13 protein-coding genes are annotated in these 20,101 nt (G+C 46.9%); 7 read left to right on the top strand and 6 right to left on the bottom strand.

Annotation, left to right across the window (positions count from 1 at the left end; genetic code table 11):
- Window positions 1-16: 16 nt before the first annotated feature.
- The gene (locus NQ510_RS15230; RefSeq protein WP_005827699.1) at window positions 17-2,320 is read left to right on the top strand and encodes an ABC transporter permease; all 2,304 of its coding nucleotides are present in this window, start codon (window positions 17-19) and stop codon (window positions 2,318-2,320) included.
- Window positions 2,321-2,471: 151 nt separating this feature from the next.
- Here NQ510_RS15230 and NQ510_RS15225 read toward each other — a convergent pair whose 3' ends face one another.
- Entirely contained in the window at window positions 2,472-3,827 is a 1,356-nt protein-coding gene (locus tag NQ510_RS15225) for an MATE family efflux transporter (protein WP_005827703.1), read from the bottom strand.
- Between the two features lie 118 nt (window positions 3,828-3,945).
- Here NQ510_RS15225 and NQ510_RS15220 point away from each other — a divergent pair, with 118 nt between their 5' ends.
- The 3 genes from NQ510_RS15220 to NQ510_RS15210 all read left to right on the top strand — a co-directional run bounded on the left by NQ510_RS15220 (window position 3,946) and on the right by NQ510_RS15210 (window position 6,449).
- Window positions 3,946-4,593 carry an HAD family hydrolase gene (locus NQ510_RS15220; protein ID WP_005827705.1) on the top strand — a complete coding sequence of 216 codons (648 nt, stop codon included), beginning with the start codon at window positions 3,946-3,948 and terminating at the stop codon, window positions 4,591-4,593.
- Window positions 4,594-4,669: 76 nt separating this feature from the next.
- Window positions 4,670-5,491 carry a 3-methyl-2-oxobutanoate hydroxymethyltransferase gene (panB, locus tag NQ510_RS15215; RefSeq protein ID WP_034523185.1) on the top strand — a complete coding sequence of 274 codons (822 nt, stop codon included), beginning with the start codon at window positions 4,670-4,672 and terminating at the stop codon, window positions 5,489-5,491.
- Window positions 5,472-6,449 carry an MFS transporter gene (locus NQ510_RS15210; protein ID WP_005827710.1) on the top strand — a complete coding sequence of 326 codons (978 nt, stop codon included), beginning with the start codon at window positions 5,472-5,474 and terminating at the stop codon, window positions 6,447-6,449. Before panB ends, NQ510_RS15210 begins: the two co-directional genes overlap by 20 nt.
- On the opposite strand, the gene NQ510_RS15205 is transcribed toward NQ510_RS15210, so the two are convergent.
- Complete coding sequence (locus NQ510_RS15205; protein ID WP_005827712.1) at window positions 6,425-6,796, bottom strand: diacylglycerol kinase family protein; 372 nt, start codon at window positions 6,794-6,796, stop codon at window positions 6,425-6,427. The two genes, NQ510_RS15210 and NQ510_RS15205, sit on opposite strands and share 25 nt — an antisense overlap.
- Before the next feature lie 16 nt (window positions 6,797-6,812).
- Window positions 6,813-9,032, bottom strand: coding sequence for a RelA/SpoT family protein (locus NQ510_RS15200; protein ID WP_005827714.1), 2,220 nt, complete (start codon window positions 9,030-9,032; stop codon window positions 6,813-6,815).
- Window positions 9,033-9,137: 105 nt separating this feature from the next.
- On the opposite strand from NQ510_RS15200, the gene NQ510_RS15195 reads away from it, so the two are divergent.
- Window positions 9,138-10,655, top strand: a complete 1,518-nt coding sequence (locus NQ510_RS15195) for a DUF4301 family protein (protein ID WP_005827718.1) — start codon at window positions 9,138-9,140, stop codon at window positions 10,653-10,655.
- A gap of 138 nt (window positions 10,656-10,793) precedes the next feature.
- Window positions 10,794-11,960, top strand: a complete 1,167-nt coding sequence (purT, locus tag NQ510_RS15190) for a formate-dependent phosphoribosylglycinamide formyltransferase (RefSeq protein WP_005827720.1) — start codon at window positions 10,794-10,796, stop codon at window positions 11,958-11,960.
- 69 nt (window positions 11,961-12,029) lie between these two features.
- Here the strand turns inward: purT and NQ510_RS15185 are convergent, their stop codons facing one another.
- A complete protein-coding gene (locus tag NQ510_RS15185) occupies window positions 12,030-12,524 on the bottom strand; it encodes a PepSY-like domain-containing protein (RefSeq protein ID WP_005827722.1) in 495 nt (164 codons plus the stop codon).
- Between the two features lie 83 nt (window positions 12,525-12,607).
- Window positions 12,608-13,441: a 4-(cytidine 5'-diphospho)-2-C-methyl-D-erythritol kinase gene (gene ispE, locus NQ510_RS15180; RefSeq protein ID WP_005827724.1), complete on the bottom strand. Its 834-nt coding sequence runs from the start codon at window positions 13,439-13,441 to the stop codon at window positions 12,608-12,610.
- 298 nt (window positions 13,442-13,739) lie between these two features.
- On the opposite strand from ispE, the gene dnaB reads away from it, so the two are divergent.
- Complete coding sequence (dnaB, locus tag NQ510_RS15175; protein ID WP_008664493.1) at window positions 13,740-15,311, top strand: replicative DNA helicase; 1,572 nt, start codon at window positions 13,740-13,742, stop codon at window positions 15,309-15,311.
- Window positions 15,312-15,468: 157 nt separating this feature from the next.
- On the opposite strand, the gene NQ510_RS15170 is transcribed toward dnaB, so the two are convergent.
- Window positions 15,469-19,941: a translocation/assembly module TamB domain-containing protein gene (locus NQ510_RS15170; RefSeq protein WP_005827729.1), complete on the bottom strand. Its 4,473-nt coding sequence runs from the start codon at window positions 19,939-19,941 to the stop codon at window positions 15,469-15,471.
- Window positions 19,942-20,101: the final 160 nt, after the last annotated feature.

Raw genomic sequence — 20,101 nt, 5'->3', positions numbered from 1 at the left:
ATAACTTCAGGAAATTATGAGGCGGCACATTTATTATACATTACAAAGCTTGTTGCACAAGCAAGGTTCCAATGCCATTAAGATTGTATCTTTGGCATTGGGACTGCTGATGTCTGTATTTCTATTTGCACGGATTGCATTCGAGTTGAGTTTTGATAACTTTTATCATGATTCGGATAACCTTTATATTGTGAAGACGGGTTGGTTGAAAAATGGAGTGTTGGAAGGTAACGAAAGTCGCTTTACCATCATTCCGATTCCGGCTGCCATTGCCGAAGAGTTTCCGGAACAAGTGGAAAGTAGCACAGTGAGCTGTTCTCTTTTTGATAATAGTTTCCAGTTGGGTGAGCGCCAATTAGATATGTCCACGGTGATGGCAGATACACTTTATTTTTCTGTACTCGGTTTGGAGATGATAGAAGGCAATCCACAGGATTTGGCGGGTCCGGATGTCGTATTCCTTTCCGCCAAGTCAGCAAAGGAGGCCTTCGGTGACGAAAATCCGATAGGGAAAACACTGCGTTATGATTTTTGGGGATATCAGACTACACTGCTCGTGAAGGGTATCTTTGCCGATATTCCGTTGAACACTTCTTTGGAGAGGCGTCCAGAGGCAATCATTTCCTTTCCTACTATAGGGCGGCATCTGAAGTGGGACCTGGGTTGGCAGAGCGGCGGAAACTACGACGGTTATCTCAGGCTGCGCAGTCCGCAGGATGCTGATTGGCTGAATGAGCGTATGTCCATAGCTATTGCCCGTCATATTCCACCGGAAAGTGGTTTAGAATTGAGCGTACGTATTGTCCCTATCCATAATCTGCATGTCGAGACTCCTCAAGTACGGAAGATGATTTGGATTATGTTCTTCCTGGGTATCGTGCTGCTTTTTACGACCGCATTGAATTATGTACTCGTTTCCGTGGCTTCGCTGACACAGCGTGCCAAGGCCATCGGTGTACACAAATGCAGCGGTGCTTCGGGAAGTAGCATCTTTTCCATGTTCATGGTAGAGACTGCTATAGTAGTAGGGCTTGCCTTGCTGCTCATTGGACTGCTGGTGTATATTTTCCACGAAAAAATGGAAGAATTGGCAGCTGTACCTCTCAGTGCTCTTTTTGACTGGCAGAATCTTTGGGCACCATTGTCGGTGATACTGTTACTGTTTATTTTAGGTGGTTGCCTGCCTGCCATGCTTTTCGCTCGTATTCCGGTGACACAAGTGTTCCGCCGCTACACTTCCGGGCGTCGTGGCTGGAAACGGGTACTGCTTTTTGTTCAGTTCATCGGAGCGGCATTCATTCTGGGGATGATGCTGATGGTCGTTTCACAGTACAGTTATGTAACGACGCGTGACCGTGGTTGGCGTCCTGAACGTGTGGCATATACCACCCAGCGGGAAGTGGATGGCAATAGCCTGCGTAGTCTTGTCGGCAGTTTGCCTTATGTGGAAGGGGTTGCTTCGGCAGAACGCCCTATATTGTGGTTCGGTTCTAACCAGCCAATTCTTGACAATCAGGGTAACGAGCTTTTCTATCCTCGTAATACTTGGTTCGACAGTGATTTTCTTCCTTTCATTGGTCTGAGACTGAAAGAGGGGCATAACTTGACGGGAGAAGGTCAGTTGCTTGTCAACAGTGTCTTTTATGAGAAGATGAATTGGACAGACAGCCCCATAGGCAAGCGGGTGAATGATTATGGCACTGTTGTCGGGCTGTTAGACAGTTTCAGTTTTGCCGATATGCCCAACGATAATTTGCCGGTGATGGTGGAATGGACGGGGAAGACAGCTGCCACCCTGCATGTTCGCCTCAAAGAGCCATTGGATGAAAATCTCGCCCGCCTCAATGAAGAGATGCATCGGATTTATCCTCAGAAAAGCCTCGTATTCCGTTCGGTGGAGCAGGAAATGCGCAGTTATGCCGAGTCTGTACGGGTATTTCGTGATGTTACCCTGCTGGTTTCATTGACCATACTCTTTATCATTCTGATGGGACTGATAGGCTATGTGAATGATGAAATCCGCCTGCGTTCAAAAGAGATTGCCATTCGTAAAGTGAATGGAGCGGAGACGGAAAGTATTTTGCTGTTATTGTCAAGAGATGTGCTTTGGCTGGCCATTCCGTCTGTCGCCATAGGTATTGGGGGAGCATGCCGGGCCGGAAAGCTTTGGGCGAGCCAGTTCTCTGATGTTGTGCCATTCCCTATAGGCGGATATATTCTTGTAGGTTGTCTGTTGCTGTTGTTTATCGTTGCTACCGTGGTGTTGAAGGCATGGTGCATTGCCAATGAAAATCCGGTAAAGAGCATCAAGAGCGAATAAAGTTGCCGCAACATACATCATGCGTTTGGGGTAGACAGACCATCTGTTTGGGGCGAATAGATGATGTGTTTGGGCTGAATGAATGATATATTTTCGAACAATTTATTTGTTATAACATAAAATGCAATATTTGCAGTAGAATAAATCACTTTCACCTCGCTTTTTCGGTAATTCCTGTGGGTAATCTCTTTACATATATCCACAATGCCACCGCTGCCGTTACAAAAGCAAAGAAGTCCGATACCGGCATACATATCCAGATGCCGTCCAGCCCAAAGTAATGTGGGAATATCAGTAGTCCCGGCAACAGATACAGTAATTGGCGTGTCAGCGATAAGAAGATGCTGATTTTCGCTTTCCCGATGCTTTGGAAGAAATTGCCAATGACAATCTGTGCGCCTACCAGCGGGAATATGGCTACGGCAATGCGTACGCCTCTGGAAGCAATATCTATCAACTCTTCATCACTGGTAAAGATGGCAGATATGGCATGGGGGAACAATTCGCAGATAAGGAAGCCGGTACTGGTGATACATACTCCGGCAATGATGGTCAGGCGCAGGGTAGCCTTCACACGGTCGTGCTTTTGCGCACCGAAGTTATAGCCTACAATCGGTTGCATTCCCATCGTCAGCCCCAATACAATCATTACATAGAGTACCAGCAGTCGGTTGATAATGCCATATGCCCCGATGGCCATATCGCCTCCGTACTGTTGGAGGCTGTTGTTTACGATAATCACAATGACACATGCCGTGACGTTCATCAGGAACGGTGACATACCGATGGATAATATACTACTGATGATACGTTTCTTCATCTTCCAGAACCCCCGTTGCAGACGTACCACACTTGTCTTTTGCAGGAAATGGCTCACTACCCACACCATGCCGATGAACTGCGAGATGACCGTTGCCGTTGCAGCTCCCCGTATTCCCCAGTCAAATTGGAAGATGAAAATGGGAGCGAGGATTATGTTGCAGACTACCGTTACCATAGACGTGAGCATCGCTTTCTTGGGATATCCCGTGGCACGCATGATATTGTTTAGGCCAATCATGGTATAAGTGACGGGGGTACCCAGTAATATCACCTGCATAAAGTCGCGGGCATATGGCAACGTATCATTGCTGGCACCGAAGAAGCGCAGGATGTCATCCAGAAAGATGAATGAAACACTGCCGAATATGAATGCGTTGACCAGGCAGAACATCAGTGTGTTTCCCAATACTTCCGTTGCTCCGTCCAGGTCTTTCTGTCCCAACCGGATGGACGAAATGGTGGAGCCACCTGCCGATACCATCGTACAGAAAGCCACGACCAGATTCATCAGAGGGAAAGTAATGGCGAGTCCGGCAATGCCCATAGGACCTACGCCATGACCGATGAAAATGCTGTCGATGATGTTGTACAACGAAGTAATCGTCATGCCTATAATGGCCGGAATGGAGTACTGCACAAGCAGTTTGCCAATACGTTCGGTTCCTAATATATGCGCGTTGTTCATTTGATATGAGTCAATTAAGGAGCACAAAGGTATAAAATATTTGTTTGATTCGCAGATTATTCCCACCTTTGTACGCTATAATGTTTTGGTATTAACAGATTTAGGTAAAAGAAAGTTTATGGACACAACAAAAGCAACCGCCGTACTTTTTGATTTTGACGGCGTGGTGGTAGACACGGAAACACAGTACAGTCACTTCTGGCATGAAATGGGAAAGCAGTATTTGGGTATGGATGATATTGAAGGCAGGGTGAAGGGCCAGACGCTGGTCTATATTTATGATACCTTTTTTCCGGGTATGGCGAAGGAACAAGCCGAAATTACCGAACGGCTGAACCGCTTTGAACAGGAAATGTCATTCGACTTTATTCCCGGAGTGCTTGACTTCATTGCCGACCTACACCGGAATGGGGTGAAGACTGCCGTAGTGACCAGCTCCAACGAAGCGAAGATGGCAGCTGTCTATCGGGTTCATCCCGAAATAAAGACTCTTTTCGACCGTATCCTTACGGCCGAGATGTTTACGGCTTCCAAGCCTGCACCGGATTGTTTTCTGTTGGGTATGGAGGTTTTCGGCACAACTCCCGACACCACATATGTATTCGAGGATTCTTTCAACGGGCTGAAAGCCGGCATGGCTTCAGGAGCTACCGTTATAGGGTTGGCAACCACCAATTCCCGTGAAGACATAGCTCCGTTGTGTCATTATGTATTGGATGACTTTCAGGGATTCACTTACGATAAATTAACTCAATTGCACAAGTAATCAGAAAAAGGATTACCTTTGCGCCGAAAATTAAATTGAGTAATTGTAAATTGTAAATTGCCAAATTGTAAATACTATCATGGGTTATATTTCAGACGACACTCGTAAAGTGACTACACATCGCCTTATCGAAATGAAACAGAGAGGCGAAAAAATATCAATGTTGACATCATACGACTATACTATGGCGCAGATTGTGGACGGTGCCGGGGTAGACGTGATTCTGGTGGGAGATTCCGCTTCCAATGTAATGGCAGGCAATGTCACCACGCTTCCCATCACGCTCGACCAGATGATTTATCATGGCAAATCCGTGGTTCGCGGTGTGAAGCGTGCCATGGTCATTGTCGACATGCCTTTCGGCTCTTATCAGGGCAACGAACTGGAGGGATTGGCTTCCGCTATCCGTATTATGAAAGAAAGCCATGCCGACGCCCTCAAACTGGAGGGAGGCGAGGAAATCATCGGTACGGTGAAGCGTATCCTCAGCGCCGGTATTCCCATCATGGGACATCTCGGACTGATGCCCCAATCCATCAACAAGTATGGAACATATACGGTCCGTGCCAAGGATGATGCCGAAGCCGAGAAACTGGTACGCGATGCGCATTTGCTGGAAGAAGCCGGATGCTTCGGACTGGTATTGGAGAAGATTCCTGCCGCATTGGCTGCCCGCGTGGCAAGCGAGCTGACTATACCCGTTATAGGCATCGGTGCCGGTGGCGATGTGGACGGCCAGGTGTTGGTGGTTCAGGATATGCTGGGTATGAATAACGGTTTTCGTCCCCGTTTCCTGCGTCGCTATGCCGACCTGCATACAGTGATGACGGATGCCATCAGCCGTTATGTATCCGATGTGAAGAATTTAGATTTCCCGAATGAGAAAGAACAGTACTAACAAACTCATGACACTCAATTTTTGGCGGATGTGTACGGCAAATCTGTTGCTGTTCATATCCGTCTATATGCTTTTCCCTTTGCTTCCTTTTGTGATGGGAGAGCAGTTGGGTGTTTCCGTCGGGCAGGCGGGCAGCATGTTTCTGGTCTTTGTGGTGGCCATGTTTGCTGTCGGTCCTTTCCATGCCTATCTGGTCGATGAATATAAAAGGAAACACGTGCTCCTTTACTCCGCACTCATTATGCTGGCGGCTGTTCTGGGATATGCCTTTGTGGATGGTTATACGAAATTTCTGCTGCTTGCCGCTGTGCAGGGAGCATGTTTCGGGCTGGCAACCACAGCGGGCATTACGGTGGCCATCGACATAACGACTTCCGCGCGCCGCAGCGCAGGAAACATGGTATATGCATGGGCTGCACGCTTGGGCATGCTGGTGGGTGTTGTGTTGGGCATTGGAATGTATAAGATGTATGGTTTCCGTATGGTGACCTATCTGTCCGTAGCGGCCGGACTGGCTAGCATATTTTTCGCATCGAGGGTATATGTGGCTTTCCGTGCTCCGATAGGCGTGTCGTTGTGCAATATGGACCGCTTCTTATTGCCGCGTGCATGGATACCTGCCATCAATATGCTACTGATTGCTTTTGTACCGGGAGCGTTGCTGCCACTGATGTTTGTGGGCGATTACTGGTCATTGGCGGCATTGGCTGTATTGGTGTTCATTACAGTCCCGTTCATGAAGATGTTCGTCAAGCTGTCGCACCATTGCCAGCGTGGAACGGCAAACACCACTTGTCATTTGTCTATGGAGGCAGGGCTGCTGGTGGGCATGACTGTGGCTTGCCACCTGATGGACAAAGCGCAGATATACCATGTGGCGTCTGTTGCTGCTATGCTTGCCGTATTTTTCTTTGTACTGCTGACCTATCCTTATTATAAGAAGAAGCGGGTGAGGTAAGGGATAAATACAATCAATCCTATAATGGCCGCCGTTGCAGCACATACCAGTACTGCTCCGGCGGCTATGTCTTTTACTTGCCCTGCCACGGGATGCTGTTGGGGAGACACCAGGTCGACCAGCTTCTCAATGGCGGTATTGAACAGTTCGGCTGCTATCACCACTCCGATGCAGAGAATGATTATCATCCACTCCATGCGGGTAATGCCTAAAACGAATCCTGCAATGACTACCACAGCCGTAGCTATCAGATGGAAGCTCAGGTTCTGTTCTTTTCCTATGCAACACCGGATACCTTTCCAGGCATATCCGAAACTGCGCAACTGCTTTTTAAAGTCGTACTTCATGGATTATAGTTGTTGCTTAATTCCTTGAAACCTGTTTCACTCCCTTTACTGTTCTCAGTTTCTTGACAAGTGCTTCCAGATGTCCCGTATCGCTCACCATGATGGTTAGTGTTCCGGAGAACAGCCCGTCATGCGAGTCAATGCCGATGCTTCTCAAAGTAATACCCGTTTCTTTGGAAATGATGGAAGTGATGTTGGTCACGATGCCGATGTCATCGTGTCCCACTACGCGCAGGGTGATGGGGTACTGTGTACCTTGTGACTTTCCGGCCCAGCGTGCCTTCACGATACGGTAGCCGAAACGTGAGTGCAAATCACTGGCATTGGGACAATCGCAACGGTGTATCTTGATACCTCCCGTCACACTGACAAAGCCGAATACATCATCTCCATAGATGGGATTGCAGCAGCGTGCCAACTTGAAATCCAATCCTTTCAGATTTTGATCAATGACCAGTACATCTTCTTTGGTACCTATCTCTTCCGGTATGCCTTGTTGAAGGTTATAGCCTTCAGCACTGCGGTAGACAATATCGTCGCGCGTATCATTTTCCCGTCTTTGCTGTTCCTGGTATTTGTCTATAATCTCGTTGACATCCAGTTCTTCATCGGCTATGGCTTGATAGAAGTCGGTCACTATCTTGAAACCGAGGCGCTTGATGAGGCGCATCATGGTTCCTTCATCATACTCTATCTTCCGGTTCTTGAACTTGCGTTCCAGGGTTTCCTTAGCGAAGGCGTGCTGGCGTGCAGCCATTTCCTTCAATGCCTGGCGTATTTTGGTGCGTGCCTTGGAGGTGGTTACGATGTTCAGCCAGTCCTGCTTGGGCGTCTGCGTATTCGATGTCATTATCTCCACCTGGTCACCGCTATGCAGCATTTGCTTCAGCTGTACATTCTTGCCGTTCACTTTTGCACCGATACATTTGCAGCCCAGTTTGCTATGGATGTGGAACGCAAAATCGAGCACGGTGGAGCCTTTGGCAAGTTTGAACAAATCACCTTTGGGGGTAAATACAAATACCTCGTCTTCGTACAAATCCAGTTTGAACTGGTCCATCGTTTCCAGTCCGTTGCTGTCCGAGCTCTCTAAGGCTTCGCGTACGGAAGTCAGCCATTCGTCAAGACCAGATTCACCTTTCACTCCTTTGTATCGCCAATGGGCGGCCAGGCCTCGTTCGGCAATATCATCCATGCGTTCGGTACGTATTTGTACTTCCACCCATTTGCCTTCGGGGCCCATCACGGTGATGTGCAGTGATTCATATCCGTTGCTTTTAGGTACGGACAGCCAGTCGCGTAGCCTTTTCGGGTTAGGCTGGTACATATCTGTTACGATGGAGTAGGCCTGCCAACATTCCAGTTTCTCCTTTTCCAGGCAAGAGTCCAGGATGACGCGGATGGCGAACAGGTCATACACGCCTTCGAAGGGGCATTTCTGCTTCTTCATTTTCTGGTAGATGGAGTGGATGGACTTGGTGCGTCCTTTAATATGGAACTTCAGTCCGGCTTCTTCGAGCTTCTTCTGTACCGGTGCAATGAAGGCGGCAATGTACTTGTCACGCGATGCCTTGGTCTCATTCAGTTTTTCCTTGATATGGTAGTAAACTTCCTTTTCTGTATATTTCAATGAGAGGTCTTCCAGTTCCGACTTCAATTTGTACAGACCCAGCTTATGGGCAAGGGGCGCATAGAGATAAGCCGCTTCGTTGGCTACCTGCCGACGGGCTTCATCGTTCTTGCAATCCTTTATCTGCCGCATGATGTTTACGCGGTCGGCAATCATGATGAGAATGACACGCATGTCTTCGGCGAAAGTCAGCAACAAGTTGCGGAAATTCTCGGACTCGATGGTAGGGCTTTTGGAATAAAGTTCGTTTACACGTATCAATCCCCGGATGATGCCTGCCACATCCTCGCCATAGATTTGCTCCACTTCCAGAGCGGTGCAAGTGCCGCAGCGCACGGAGTCGTGCAGCATGAGCCCCAGGATAGAAGCACGCTTCATTCCGATTTCTTCCGCTACAATGACAGCCGTCTGCATATCTTTGATGACGGGATTCAAACCGAATATATCACGCTGGATACGGTTGTTCTGTATAGTATTGACAAGATGTGTTTTCAGCTTTTTGCAGTCCCCCTTCTGGAGGGTTTCTCCGGAAAGTTGCAACAGTTTGCGGTAGAGCGAGAAGAGTAAATCTTTCTCTTTGATAGTGAAAAATTCATCAGTTTCCATAATCGTCCGTATTTTATGCTTCAAAGGTAAGTTTTTTCTTCATTTTCTTGACGGCAGTTCTGCTTTTTTTGTATTTTTGGGCATGAATTAATAAAACAAGATATTATGATAACACCGCAAGACAAAGAGTTGCTCGAAAATAAAGGCATCTCCGAAGAACAAATAGCCGAACAGTTGGCTTGTTTCGAAAAAGGTTTTCCATACTTGAAGCTGTCTGCCGCCGCTTCTGTAGAAAAGGGTATACTGGCTCCGGATACGGATGAACAGAAGAAATACCTGGATGCCTGGGAGGCATATACACAAACCGATAAAGTGGTGGTGAAGTTTGTGCCTGCTTCGGGTGCTGCCAGCCGTATGTTCAAGAACTTGTTTGAATTTCTCGGGGCAGACTATGACTCTCCCCAGACAAACTTTGAAAAGACTTTCTTTGAGAAAATAGAGAAGTTTGCCTTCTATGATGACTTGAATACCGCTTGCCAGAGGACTGCCGGAAAGGATATACCGACTTTGGTTGCCGCTGGAAACTACAAGGCGGTTGTTGCTGCCTTACTCGAAGGGGCCGGACTGAACTATGGTGCTCTGCCCAAAGGATTGCTTAAGTTCCATAAGTATGAAGACGGTAGCCGCACGCCGCTGGAAGAGCACTTGGTAGAAGGAGCATTGTATGCTGCCAATAAGAACGGTAAGGTGAATGTGCATTTCACGGTTTCGCCCGAACATCGTGCCTTGTTCAAGGCTTTGGTAGACGAAAAGGCTGCCGCTTATGCAAAGAAGTATGGGGTGGATTATAACATCTCTTTTTCGGAACAGAAGCCGAGCACCGATACCATTGCCGCCGATATGGAAAACAAACCCTTCCGCGACAATGGCAAATTGTTGTTCCGTCCCGGCGGTCATGGCGCCTTGATTGAAAACTTGAATGACCTTGATGCGGATATTATCTTCATAAAGAATATAGACAATGTGGTACCCGACAAGCTGAAAGGTGACACCGTATTATATAAGAAACTGATTGCCGGTGTGCTGGTAGCGTTACAGCAGAGAGCGTTTGCTTATCTGCAGTTGCTTGACAGCGGGAAGTATACACACGAGCAAATTCTTGAAGTTCTGCAATTCCTGCAGAAACAACTCTATTGCAAGAATCCGGAGACAAAGAATCTGGAAGATGCCGAGTTGGTTATATATCTGAAAGAGAAGCTGAACCGTCCGATGCGTGTTTGCGGTATGGTGAAGAACGTAGGCGAACCGGGCGGAGGTCCGTTCCTGGCATACAACAGTGACGGTACTATCTCTCTGCAGATTCTGGAAAGTTCGCAGATTGATATGGGCGACCCGGAAAAGAAGGAAATGTTTGAAAAAGGTACCCATTTCAATCCGGTGGATTTGGTTTGCGCCGTACGTGACTATAAAGGACATAAGTTCAATCTTGTGAAGTATGTGGATAAAGCGACAGGCTTCATCTCTTATAAGTCCAAGAACGGCAAGGACCTGAAGGCGCTTGAACTTCCCGGTTTGTGGAACGGAGCCATGAGTGATTGGAACACAGTATTTGTAGAAGTGCCTCTGACTACATTCAATCCGGTAAAGACGGTGAATGACTTGTTGAGAGAACAACACCAATAAGAGGATTTACTATTAGACGATTTACGATGTACGATTGGGATTGCTTTGGCTTGTGGCGGTTTATTGTCTAAAGTAACTCTAATCGTACATCGTACGTCGTCAAATCGTAAATATATAAAATTGTAAATAAAAGAATTGATGAAAAAAATTTTATTGTTAGGTTCCGGTGAGTTGGGCAAGGAGTTTGTTATTTCTGCCCAACGTAAGGGCCAGTATATCATTGCTTGCGACTCGTATGCTGGAGCGCCTGCCATGCAAGTGGCAGATGAATGTGAGGTATTCAGTATGCTCGATGGAGATGCTTTGGAACGTGTAGTACGCAAACACCAGCCGGATATTATTGTTCCGGAAATTGAGGCTATCCGTACGGAACGTCTGTATGATTTCGAGAAAGAAGGCATTCAGGTAGTGCCCAGTGCACGCGCCGTGAACTTTACCATGAACCGTAAAGCCATACGTGACCTTGCAGCTAAAGAGCTGGGATTGAAGACTGCTAAATATTTTTATGCCAAATCTTTGGATGAACTGAAAGCTGCTGCTGAAAAGATAGGTTTCCCGTGTGTGGTGAAACCGCTGATGTCCTCTTCCGGTAAAGGCCAGTCTCTCGTAAAGAGTGCCGACGAACTGGAGCATGCCTGGGAGTATGGCTGTAATGGTAGCCGTGGAGACATCAAAGAACTTATCATTGAAGAGTTCATCAAGTTCGACAGTGAGATAACACTGCTCACCGTAACACAGAAGAATGGTCCGACCTTGTTCTGCCCGCCTATCGGCCATGTACAGAAGGGTGGGGACTATCGTGAAAGCTTCCAGCCTGCCCATATTGACCCTGCCCATCTAAGGGAGGCGCAGGATATGGCAGAGAAAGTGACCCGTGCCTTGACCGGTGCCGGATTGTGGGGAGTGGAATTCTTTCTCAGCCATGAGAACGGTGTCTATTTCTCCGAACTCTCTCCACGTCCGCACGATACGGGTATGGTAACCCTGGCCGGAACCCAGAATCTGAATGAGTTTGAATTGCACTGTCGTGCGGTGCTTGGTCTGCCTATCCCTGGCATCAAGCAGGAGCGTATAGGAGCCAGTGCTGTCATCCTTTCTCCGATAGCCAGTCAGGAACGTCCCAATTATCGTGGCATGGAAGAGGTTACGAAAGAAGAGGATACTTATCTGCGTATTTTTGGTAAGCCTACTACCCGCGTAAACCGCCGTATGGGTGTAGTGCTGTGTTATGCACCTCTTGACAGTGATCTTGACACGCTGCGCGACAAAGCGAAGCGTATTGCTGATAGGGTAGAGGTATATTAATGATTAGTGATGAATGATTGGTGATTTGTTGATGAATGGATACCATCAACAAATCACCAATCGTCAGTATTAATCATTGAAAAAGAGTCCGGGATAAATCTCTCCTCCAAGTTCTGTTACATCGAGGCTTTGTAATAGTTTTCCATCCGGAGCATAGAACAGTTGGAATTCTTCATCGGAATTGTATTGTTCCACCTCAATTATTATCACTGTGGGATGTTTGGGAAAGGTGATGATTCTTATATCCCTTAATCTCATGCCGGTCATTGTACTGCTCATGAATGCTTCTGCCACGGGAGCCGGCACTTTTTCCAGTGACTCTACATCCGTTTCAGTCATAACCCACTCCGCTTGTTTATTGAACCAGACATCAATTTCCTGACCATCTGCAATAAATTCTGCCACGTAGCAACCGGCCATTTGCTCCCATTCCACATCCGTTGCTTGAGGATAGAGCGTTTGAAAAGCTGTTTGTATATTTGCAGGAAGACGTCCTTCCGCAAAAGCGGACACCGACAGCAAGGCAAGTAGTCCTGCCAGAATACAGAATTTGAACTTTTTCATAATCAAGGTTGTTTTGAGTTTTCTGTAAGAACAACCTTGTTGTATTTTTGTTTCCGGAAATCAGTATATTGGTTGATGCATTTTTAAATATCAGTGAACTGGCCTTTGTATACAAAAGCTTTTTCTCCGAAATCCACTTCCGGTAATACGGCATCTTCCTTGAATAATCCGTAAACAGATGACCCCGAACCACTCATGGAGGCATATACAGCTCCTTGCCGGTACATCTCTTCCTTGATTTCTCCAATAGCCGGGAATTGGGGGAATACGCTTTCTTCAAAGTCATTGACCATTCGTCCGTTCCATTCTTCTACGGGAAGTTGGGCAATTTCTTTCAGGGACATTTCCGGATGATGCGGTTTTATTTTTGCAAAGGCATCCCGTGTAGAGACGAAAATGTCCGGCTTCACCAACCATATCCGATATCCTTTCAGTGAGAGGGGAAGGGGAGAAAATATGTTTCCGATACCTTCTGCGTAAGTCGGACGGTTTTTGATGAAGAAGGCACAATCGGCACCCAGCTTGGCGGCATACTCTTCCAGAGTGTCATCCGGCAGTCCGAGTTCAAACTTATTATTCAGAAGCTTCAGCATGAAGGCTGCATCGGCCGAACCGCCACCCAGTCCGGCTCCCGAGGGAATATGCTTGAAGAGATGAATATCTACCGGAGGAAGGTTGAACCGGTCATCCAGTAACTTGTAGGCTTTCACTACCAGGTTACTCTCTGCTTCTTCCTCAATTTCCAGACCTGCTTGATGCAGACGGAACTTTCCGTTTCCTTTGTTCAAGATATTTATTTCCAAAGCATCTTCTATGGGAACCGGATAGAAAATGGTTTCCAGATTATGGTATCCGTCCGGACGCTTTTCTGTGATATTCAGTCCCAGGTTTATTTTGGCATTTGGAAAAGTCAGCATGGCGTTGAAAATTAAGAATTAATAATTTAAAATTAAAAGGAGAAGCTATTGGAGTGCAGCTTCCGAAGACAAAGTTAGTGATTTCTGTTCATAGTAGATTGAAAACTTAACAATGATTTATTTACTGCTTATAAATAAATTCGCTTATCTTTGCCATACGAGCGAAGATAGGCTGCACCTCAACATAACTTTTTCATGCAAGCATGAAAGTTATGTATTCGGTTTGCACTATCTTTGCTTCCCCTTTCTAAAAAGGGAAGTTCATTTAATTTTTAATTTTCAATTTTTAATTCTTAAAGTGGCAGAACAAAGAAGAACATCCCGTACTCCGAAAGGAAAGGCACCACAGCCCGTAACAGACTACGGACGTATCCAGCCGCAAGCGCCGGAGCTGGAAGAAGCTGTCTTGGGAGCCTTGATGATTGAGAAGGACGCTTATTCGCTGGTAAGTGAAATTCTTCGTCCGGAGTCATTCTATGAGCATAGACATCAGTTGATATATTCCGCTATTACCGATTTGGCCGTGAACCAGAAGCCGGTCGATATCCTCACCGTGAAGGAGCAGCTTTCAAAGCGGGGAGAATTGGAGGAAGTGGGCGGCCCGTTCTATATTACCCAACTTAGCAGTAAGGTGGCATCTTCTGCACACATCGAATACCATGCACGTATCATTGCGCAGAAAGCTTTGGCACGTGAATTGATTACTTTTACCAGTAATATCCAGAGCAAGGCTTTCGACGAGACGCTGGACGTGGACGACCTGATGCAGGAGGCCGAAGGAAAGCTGTTCGAGATTTCCCAGCAGAACATGAAGAAGGATTATACACAAATTAATCCCGTCATTGCCGAAGCCTATGATTTGATTCAGAAAGCTGCCGCCCGTACCGATGGTTTGAGTGGCTTGGAAAGTGGGTATACCAAGCTGGACAAGATGACTTCCGGATGGCAGAAGTCCGACCTCATCATTATTGCAGCCCGTCCTGCCATGGGTAAAACGGCGTTCGTACTTTCCATGGCAAAAAACATTGCCGTGAATTTCCGCAATCCCGTAGCGCTGTTCTCGCTTGAAATGAGTAACGTGCAGCTGGTGAACCGTCTGATATCCAACGTGTGCGAGATTCCGAGTGAGAAAATCAAGAGTGGCCAGTTGGCGGACTATGAATGGCAGCAGTTGGATTACAAACTGCGTGACTTGCTGGATGCTCCGCTTTATGTGGATGATACGCCTTCTTTGTCGGTATTCGAACTCCGTACGAAGGCACGGCGTCTGGTACGTGAGCACGGAGTGAAGATTATCATCATCGACTACCTTCAGCTGATGAATGCAAGCGGAATGTCTTTCGGCAGCCGTCAGGAAGAAGTTAGTACCATTTCGCGTTCATTGAAAGGTTTGGCCAAGGAGCTGAACATTCCTATCATCGCTCTGTCGCAGTTGAACCGTGGTGTGGAGAACCGTGAAGGCGAGGAAGGCAAGCGTCCCCAGTTGAGCGACCTTCGTGAATCCGGTGCCATCGAGCAGGATGCCGATATGGTGTGCTTCATTCACCGTCCCGAATATTACAAGATTTATACTTCTGCCGATGGCAGTGACTTGCGCGGTATGGCGGAAATCATCATAGCAAAGCACCGTAACGGTGCTGTGGGGGATGTGCGTCTGAGATTTATCGGACAGTACACCCGTTTCCAGAATCCGGAGGATGATATGGTTATCCCACCTCCGACGGAGGGTGGAGGAGCTACATTCGGTTCACGTATGAATGCGCCTATCGGAAGTACGGCAACACCGCCACCTCCATCGGCTGCTGATTTTCCGCCACAGACGGACAACCCGTTTGGAGGTGTGGGGTCGGATGGGCCATTACCTTTCTGATGTATTTTTATGGCTACACCCTTTGCCTTGAATGCCTATACCATCGTAGAGTGATGGCTACACCTTTAGGCACAAAGGGTGTAGCCATTTAAAATGCTGTATTTTAGCCTATTTGCTTGCTCTAAAGCCTTCAGTGTGGACAGTAAGAACGTCAATCTTACTTTTGCTCCCTTTTCCGCTTTGATTGTGCCTCGGGTATCTGCCGTTCTGTGTTTATTTTATCAGTGGATAGAGTATCTTGTTTTATTTCTTGTTCCTTTCTCAGCCGGTTGAGTTTCCATCTGTTCCAGAAAAGGAGTTCACTCCATTTGTTGAAATCCTTTTTGAAGATAATACCAATACCTTGTGTTGTCAGATTTGTCCGGGTGTAGTAGCGGTCGTTCGTTTCGTTGTACGCTTTCAGGCGGATGTCTCCGGAACGGTTGACGAGCCATTCCGCTTCAAAGTCTCCCACAAAATTGGTATTTGCCATCGGATTGTCACGATAACCAAAATTACCATTGATAAGTAGTCGGTTATTCAATAATTGCCCCGAAAGCATGGTCTCGAACTCCATGTCTGTCCAGCCTCTTTCACCGGTACTGAAATTGGTGCCGAAGTTCCAGTTATTAACATCGAGAATGTTCGATAAAGCGTTATTCAACTGTCCGGAAAGGGTGGATGAAACAACACTGGACATCATATTCGAATTCTGGGTGGCTCCCAAGTTTTCCGGGGTATAGAACTTGCCGATAGCCAACAGATAGAGTATCTGCATGTTCATTTGCTCGTCAGTAGGAATATAGTTACGGACAATGGCCTGCACTTCATCGCGTTCGTTGGGCAGCTCGATGTCGAATTTTACATCGGGTGAAGTCAATTGTCCGGTAAGGTCCATCATACAGTTCACTTTTACATTTGTTTGGCTGATGTAGCCGGAGGTTGCCTCGTTGGGCATTAGGTCATTTAAGGATGCTGAGTTGACCGTATAGCCTGCTTTTATGTCCAGAGTGGCATCCAGCGGCGAACCGTTGAATGTAATGGTACTTCCATCCCTGATAATAAAGTCCTTTCGGATAACCTCTTGCAGACTGAATTTATAGACTCCCTGGCTTATTCGGTAACTGCCGAACATCTTTACATCTCCTTTATTGAAGAACTCAGTACGGATATTTCCGGTTCCCCGTCCACTGATATAGTCGCCGGCGATAGGGTCCATGATAATCTTCATGGTAGCGTCGGGGGTGGCGTCTACCAAGAGATTCAGCCGGATGTCAGTGTCGCTCTCTTTCTCTTCCTCGATTTCCTTTTGGGCAATCTCGTAGTCGGAAAGGCGGACAGAGTCTTGTACGGCACGGCGTGGCGTCTTGTCCACAAACTTGATGAACTGGTTGCTGACCGCTGTAGATACGTTATCCTTTATATAGGTAAAGGTGGTGTTACGATTGGTAGTCATTGCAACGTCAATGTTAACGCCATCTTGGGCATTACCGGCAATAGTGGCATTCCCCGTACCGTAGACGGTGCCGTAGAAGGGATAGTCCGGTGATTCTTTGGTATTCATCACCAGCATGTCGTTGACATTGAAATTGAAACGGTACTCCAGGTTCTTGAAATGCTGATAGTGCAGATAGCCGCTCATGCTGCCTTGATGCCCTTGCGTGTCGAAAATGCGGTTGTTGCGGAAGGTCAACCCGCCGGGCTCGATGTAGATGCTGTCTTTGACGGAGAAAGTGGTGTTGAGCACGTCTACCTTCATGGAAGCATCGCCGAATACACGCCCTTCCATGGTGAGAGCCTTGAATTTGCCATAGAAATGTACATGGCCGGTGGCACGTCCGTTGAATTCGGGCGTGATGCTGCTCATATAATGATGTATAAACTTCAAGTTGGTACCGCCCGCTTCAATTTGGAGATCCAATGAACTGGTGGGCTTCAAGGGATAGACATAGCCATACACATGGCTTTTGGCGATATCTTTCTCCTGGATATGGGCATCCAGATAGATGCCCTTCACATCGTGATGCCATTCTCCGTGTATGTTGGCGTCCCCCAGCAAGCCTTCGTTCAATCCGAGGTTGCGGATAAACAAATCGGTGCTCATGACGGGTTTTTCCAGTACTCCGCTGGCGAAAGCCGGACCGGTGGCTTCTCCTTTGAAATTGACTCCGAGGTCTGCAATGTCGAACACATAACCGATGTTGATTTCCTTCAAATCCAGACGTACTGTATCTTCGGGATGTGGTGAAACGATGCCATTGATACGCAAGTGCCGGTCTTTATGGCTGAAGTAGAAATCATTGACATACACTTTGCCGGAGTCGAGTACTACCTGGGAAGGATGTATATCCCACAGTGTATCGTTCAGTATCACGTTGGTGGGCTGGACATCAATGACGGTTTTTAAGGGGGGAAGTTTCCTCTTGTTTTCATTCGCTTCTTTCTGTTCACGGATGAAGTGGGCGACGGCGGCGAGTTTCCCGCTGTAGGTTACAGTGCTGCTGTTACCCCAGTTCAGCGTGGTCTGTATGCTGTTGTTCTGGGCTTGCGCTTCTAAAGCTATATTGACAGCGCCGCTTGATTTACGGTTGCTGAAGCGTAGGCGTGTATGAAACTGGTCACCGGGATTCTCGCAAAGGAACATTCCGGATTCGATGAATTTGTTTTCATAGCGGAGACGAGGAAAATAGCCTTCTACACGGAGCCGCTGTGCCTTGTCATTGAAGTATCCTTTAATGGTGGAATGGGTATATACTTTTACCGGAATCTGAAAGACGGTGGAGAGCAGTTCCGTATTGTAAATGTGCATGTCGAAATGGAAATTGTTCTCCGTCTCTATGGGTTTCTTGTCTGGCAGAATCAAGGCGGGGATATAACGACGCATGATATTCAGTACACTGGCAGGCAGGGTACGATAAGAATAATCGCCTTCTATGCTACCTTGGAGAAAGTTGGATTGGATGGTCAGCCGTTTCTGGTTTTCGCTTTCTCTTATGGCGGATATCTTCAGGTTGTCCAGGAAGTATTGTGTTTCCGGAGCTGCGAACGATAAGCTGTCAATGTTGATTTCACCGTTCATCTCGTCAATGGAACCGCCGGTGAAGTCCGCCTTGACTTTGACTGATATTTCCGTATCTTCATAGTTGGGTGTCAGATGTAGGGCATGAGGACGAAATTTGTCGATGCTTGCCTGAAAGTTGAAAGTCGGTACCCGACTGGCGGTATTGATGGTACCGTTCAAAATAACAGAACCATTGGTGTCATCCAAGGCGATTTTTCCCGTGAAGCCTCCCTGCTTGTATTCTCCATCTAGGGTGATATTTTCGTAATTGTAGTCGCTGTAATCAATGGAGGCAACCAGCCCTTTCAGCAGTACGGACGGGTATTGGTTTTCGTAATGGCTGCTGTTGACATCCAGATTGAAAGTTACTTTACCCAGTTTTTTGTTACCCAGCATCTTGCCCAGCTCAAACTCTTTGGTTTTCACTGCACCGGAATAGGCAAAATAACCTTTATCTTTGTTAGAACTTAGTTTTACGTCAGTTTGGATGGTTCCGATGTCAGTGCGTACTTGTCCGTAAGTTACGAGGTCTGTGAAGTAGCCCGAGACTTCTCCACGGAAGGAAACCGTTCCTAAGTGTTGCAGGACGGGAGGTACTCCATTATAGTTCTTGCTGAAATTCCGGACAAAGAAGGCAATTCCTTCCGGGTCTGCGTACAAATTGGACAAATTACCGAATATATAAGCATTTTCCGGATGGGAAAGGTCTTGTAGAGATACGTCTCCCCTCAGATAAAAATGATTTCCGACAGAGACGGAAAGGTGCGGGCAATTCAGTTGATTGATGGTGCCGTCTGTCTGTACCTCTACTTGCAATTTTTCCTTGAAGGAACCAAAAGCCGGAACAAAAGCCGATAAATCCTGCAAGGCGATTTGAGAGGGCAGCAAATGGAATGAGAAACGGACATCTTGGGCAAGATTGTCAAACGCCCCCAGACTGTCATAATCCATGTGTATAGTATCCATTGCCAAAGAGGTGTTGGGGAGGTCGATGGCGAAATTTTCGATTTTCATCCGTTGGTCATTGCCGATAACCTTTAGGCTTAGTTTCTTCAATTCAAATCCGGAATGTTCTTCTTCGATGCTCAGACGCTTGATGGCAGCATTGATAGAATCATTTTGCAATGCTTTTAGGGAGATGTTTGCAATAATGTTACGCAAGCGGAGATGCTGTGGATTGAACTTTCCCGGAGTCTCTTTCTCGGACAGCACATCATATGAAACCTTTCCGCGGCGTATCAGTAAGGAATTGATACGGAGATCCAGGTTATTTTTCTTTTGAACCGTATCTTTGGATGCGAATGCGTCGAGTACAAACTGAAAATTAGGTTTATCCTTGGGAGTCTGCTTGTTCAGATTGATGTTAAAGCCGAACAATTGTATGTTACTGATGGATATTTTGCCGCTGAATAGGGGGAGAATATCGAATTTGGCAGAAAGACGGGTCACCTTCAGCATTTCCTTGCTAGACTGGTCGTCCAGGAGCAGGTCGTCGATGATGATGCGGTTCAGCAATCCTATGTTTATTCGCCCAATGGAAATCTTGCTGTCCAGTATGGAAGCCAGTTCATTGGCAACAAATACAGACATTTGTCGCTGAACGGATGGAATGTTCAGCAACAATATGGTACCGATATACAATCCCAATACAATACCGAGTACCCAGCGTACTGTTTTTTTTAGCTTTCTGATAGGCGGTTAATTTTTATAATCAGCCAACAAAAATATGAAATAATACGTTATGAATCGT

Source organism: Bacteroides uniformis, from assembly GCF_025147485.1.
GTDB classification, from domain to species: Bacteria; Bacteroidota; Bacteroidia; order Bacteroidales; family Bacteroidaceae; genus Bacteroides; species Bacteroides uniformis.
This window is presented reverse-complemented; position numbering and strand designations above follow the sequence as displayed.

Excerpts from the sequence above, each read along its gene's own strand:
- NQ510_RS15230 (WP_005827699.1), top strand. The coding sequence starts at position 17 with ATGAGGCGGCACATTTATTATACATTACAAAGCTTGTTGCACAAGCAA.
- NQ510_RS15225 (WP_005827703.1), bottom strand. The coding sequence starts at position 3,827 with ATGAACAACGCGCATATATTAGGAACCGAACGTATTGGCAAACTGCTT.
- NQ510_RS15220 (WP_005827705.1), top strand. The coding sequence starts at position 3,946 with ATGGACACAACAAAAGCAACCGCCGTACTTTTTGATTTTGACGGCGTG.
- NQ510_RS15210 (WP_005827710.1), top strand. The coding sequence starts at position 5,472 with ATGAGAAAGAACAGTACTAACAAACTCATGACACTCAATTTTTGGCGG.
- NQ510_RS15205 (WP_005827712.1), bottom strand. The coding sequence starts at position 6,796 with ATGAAGTACGACTTTAAAAAGCAGTTGCGCAGTTTCGGATATGCCTGG.
- NQ510_RS15200 (WP_005827714.1), bottom strand. The coding sequence starts at position 9,032 with ATGGAAACTGATGAATTTTTCACTATCAAAGAGAAAGATTTACTCTTC.
- NQ510_RS15195 (WP_005827718.1), top strand. The coding sequence starts at position 9,138 with ATGATAACACCGCAAGACAAAGAGTTGCTCGAAAATAAAGGCATCTCC.
- purT (WP_005827720.1), top strand. The coding sequence starts at position 10,794 with ATGAAAAAAATTTTATTGTTAGGTTCCGGTGAGTTGGGCAAGGAGTTT.
- NQ510_RS15185 (WP_005827722.1), bottom strand. The coding sequence starts at position 12,524 with ATGAAAAAGTTCAAATTCTGTATTCTGGCAGGACTACTTGCCTTGCTG.
- ispE (WP_005827724.1), bottom strand. The coding sequence starts at position 13,441 with ATGCTGACTTTTCCAAATGCCAAAATAAACCTGGGACTGAATATCACA.
- NQ510_RS15170 (WP_005827729.1), bottom strand. The coding sequence starts at position 19,941 with ATGTCTGTATTTGTTGCCAATGAACTGGCTTCCATACTGGACAGCAAG.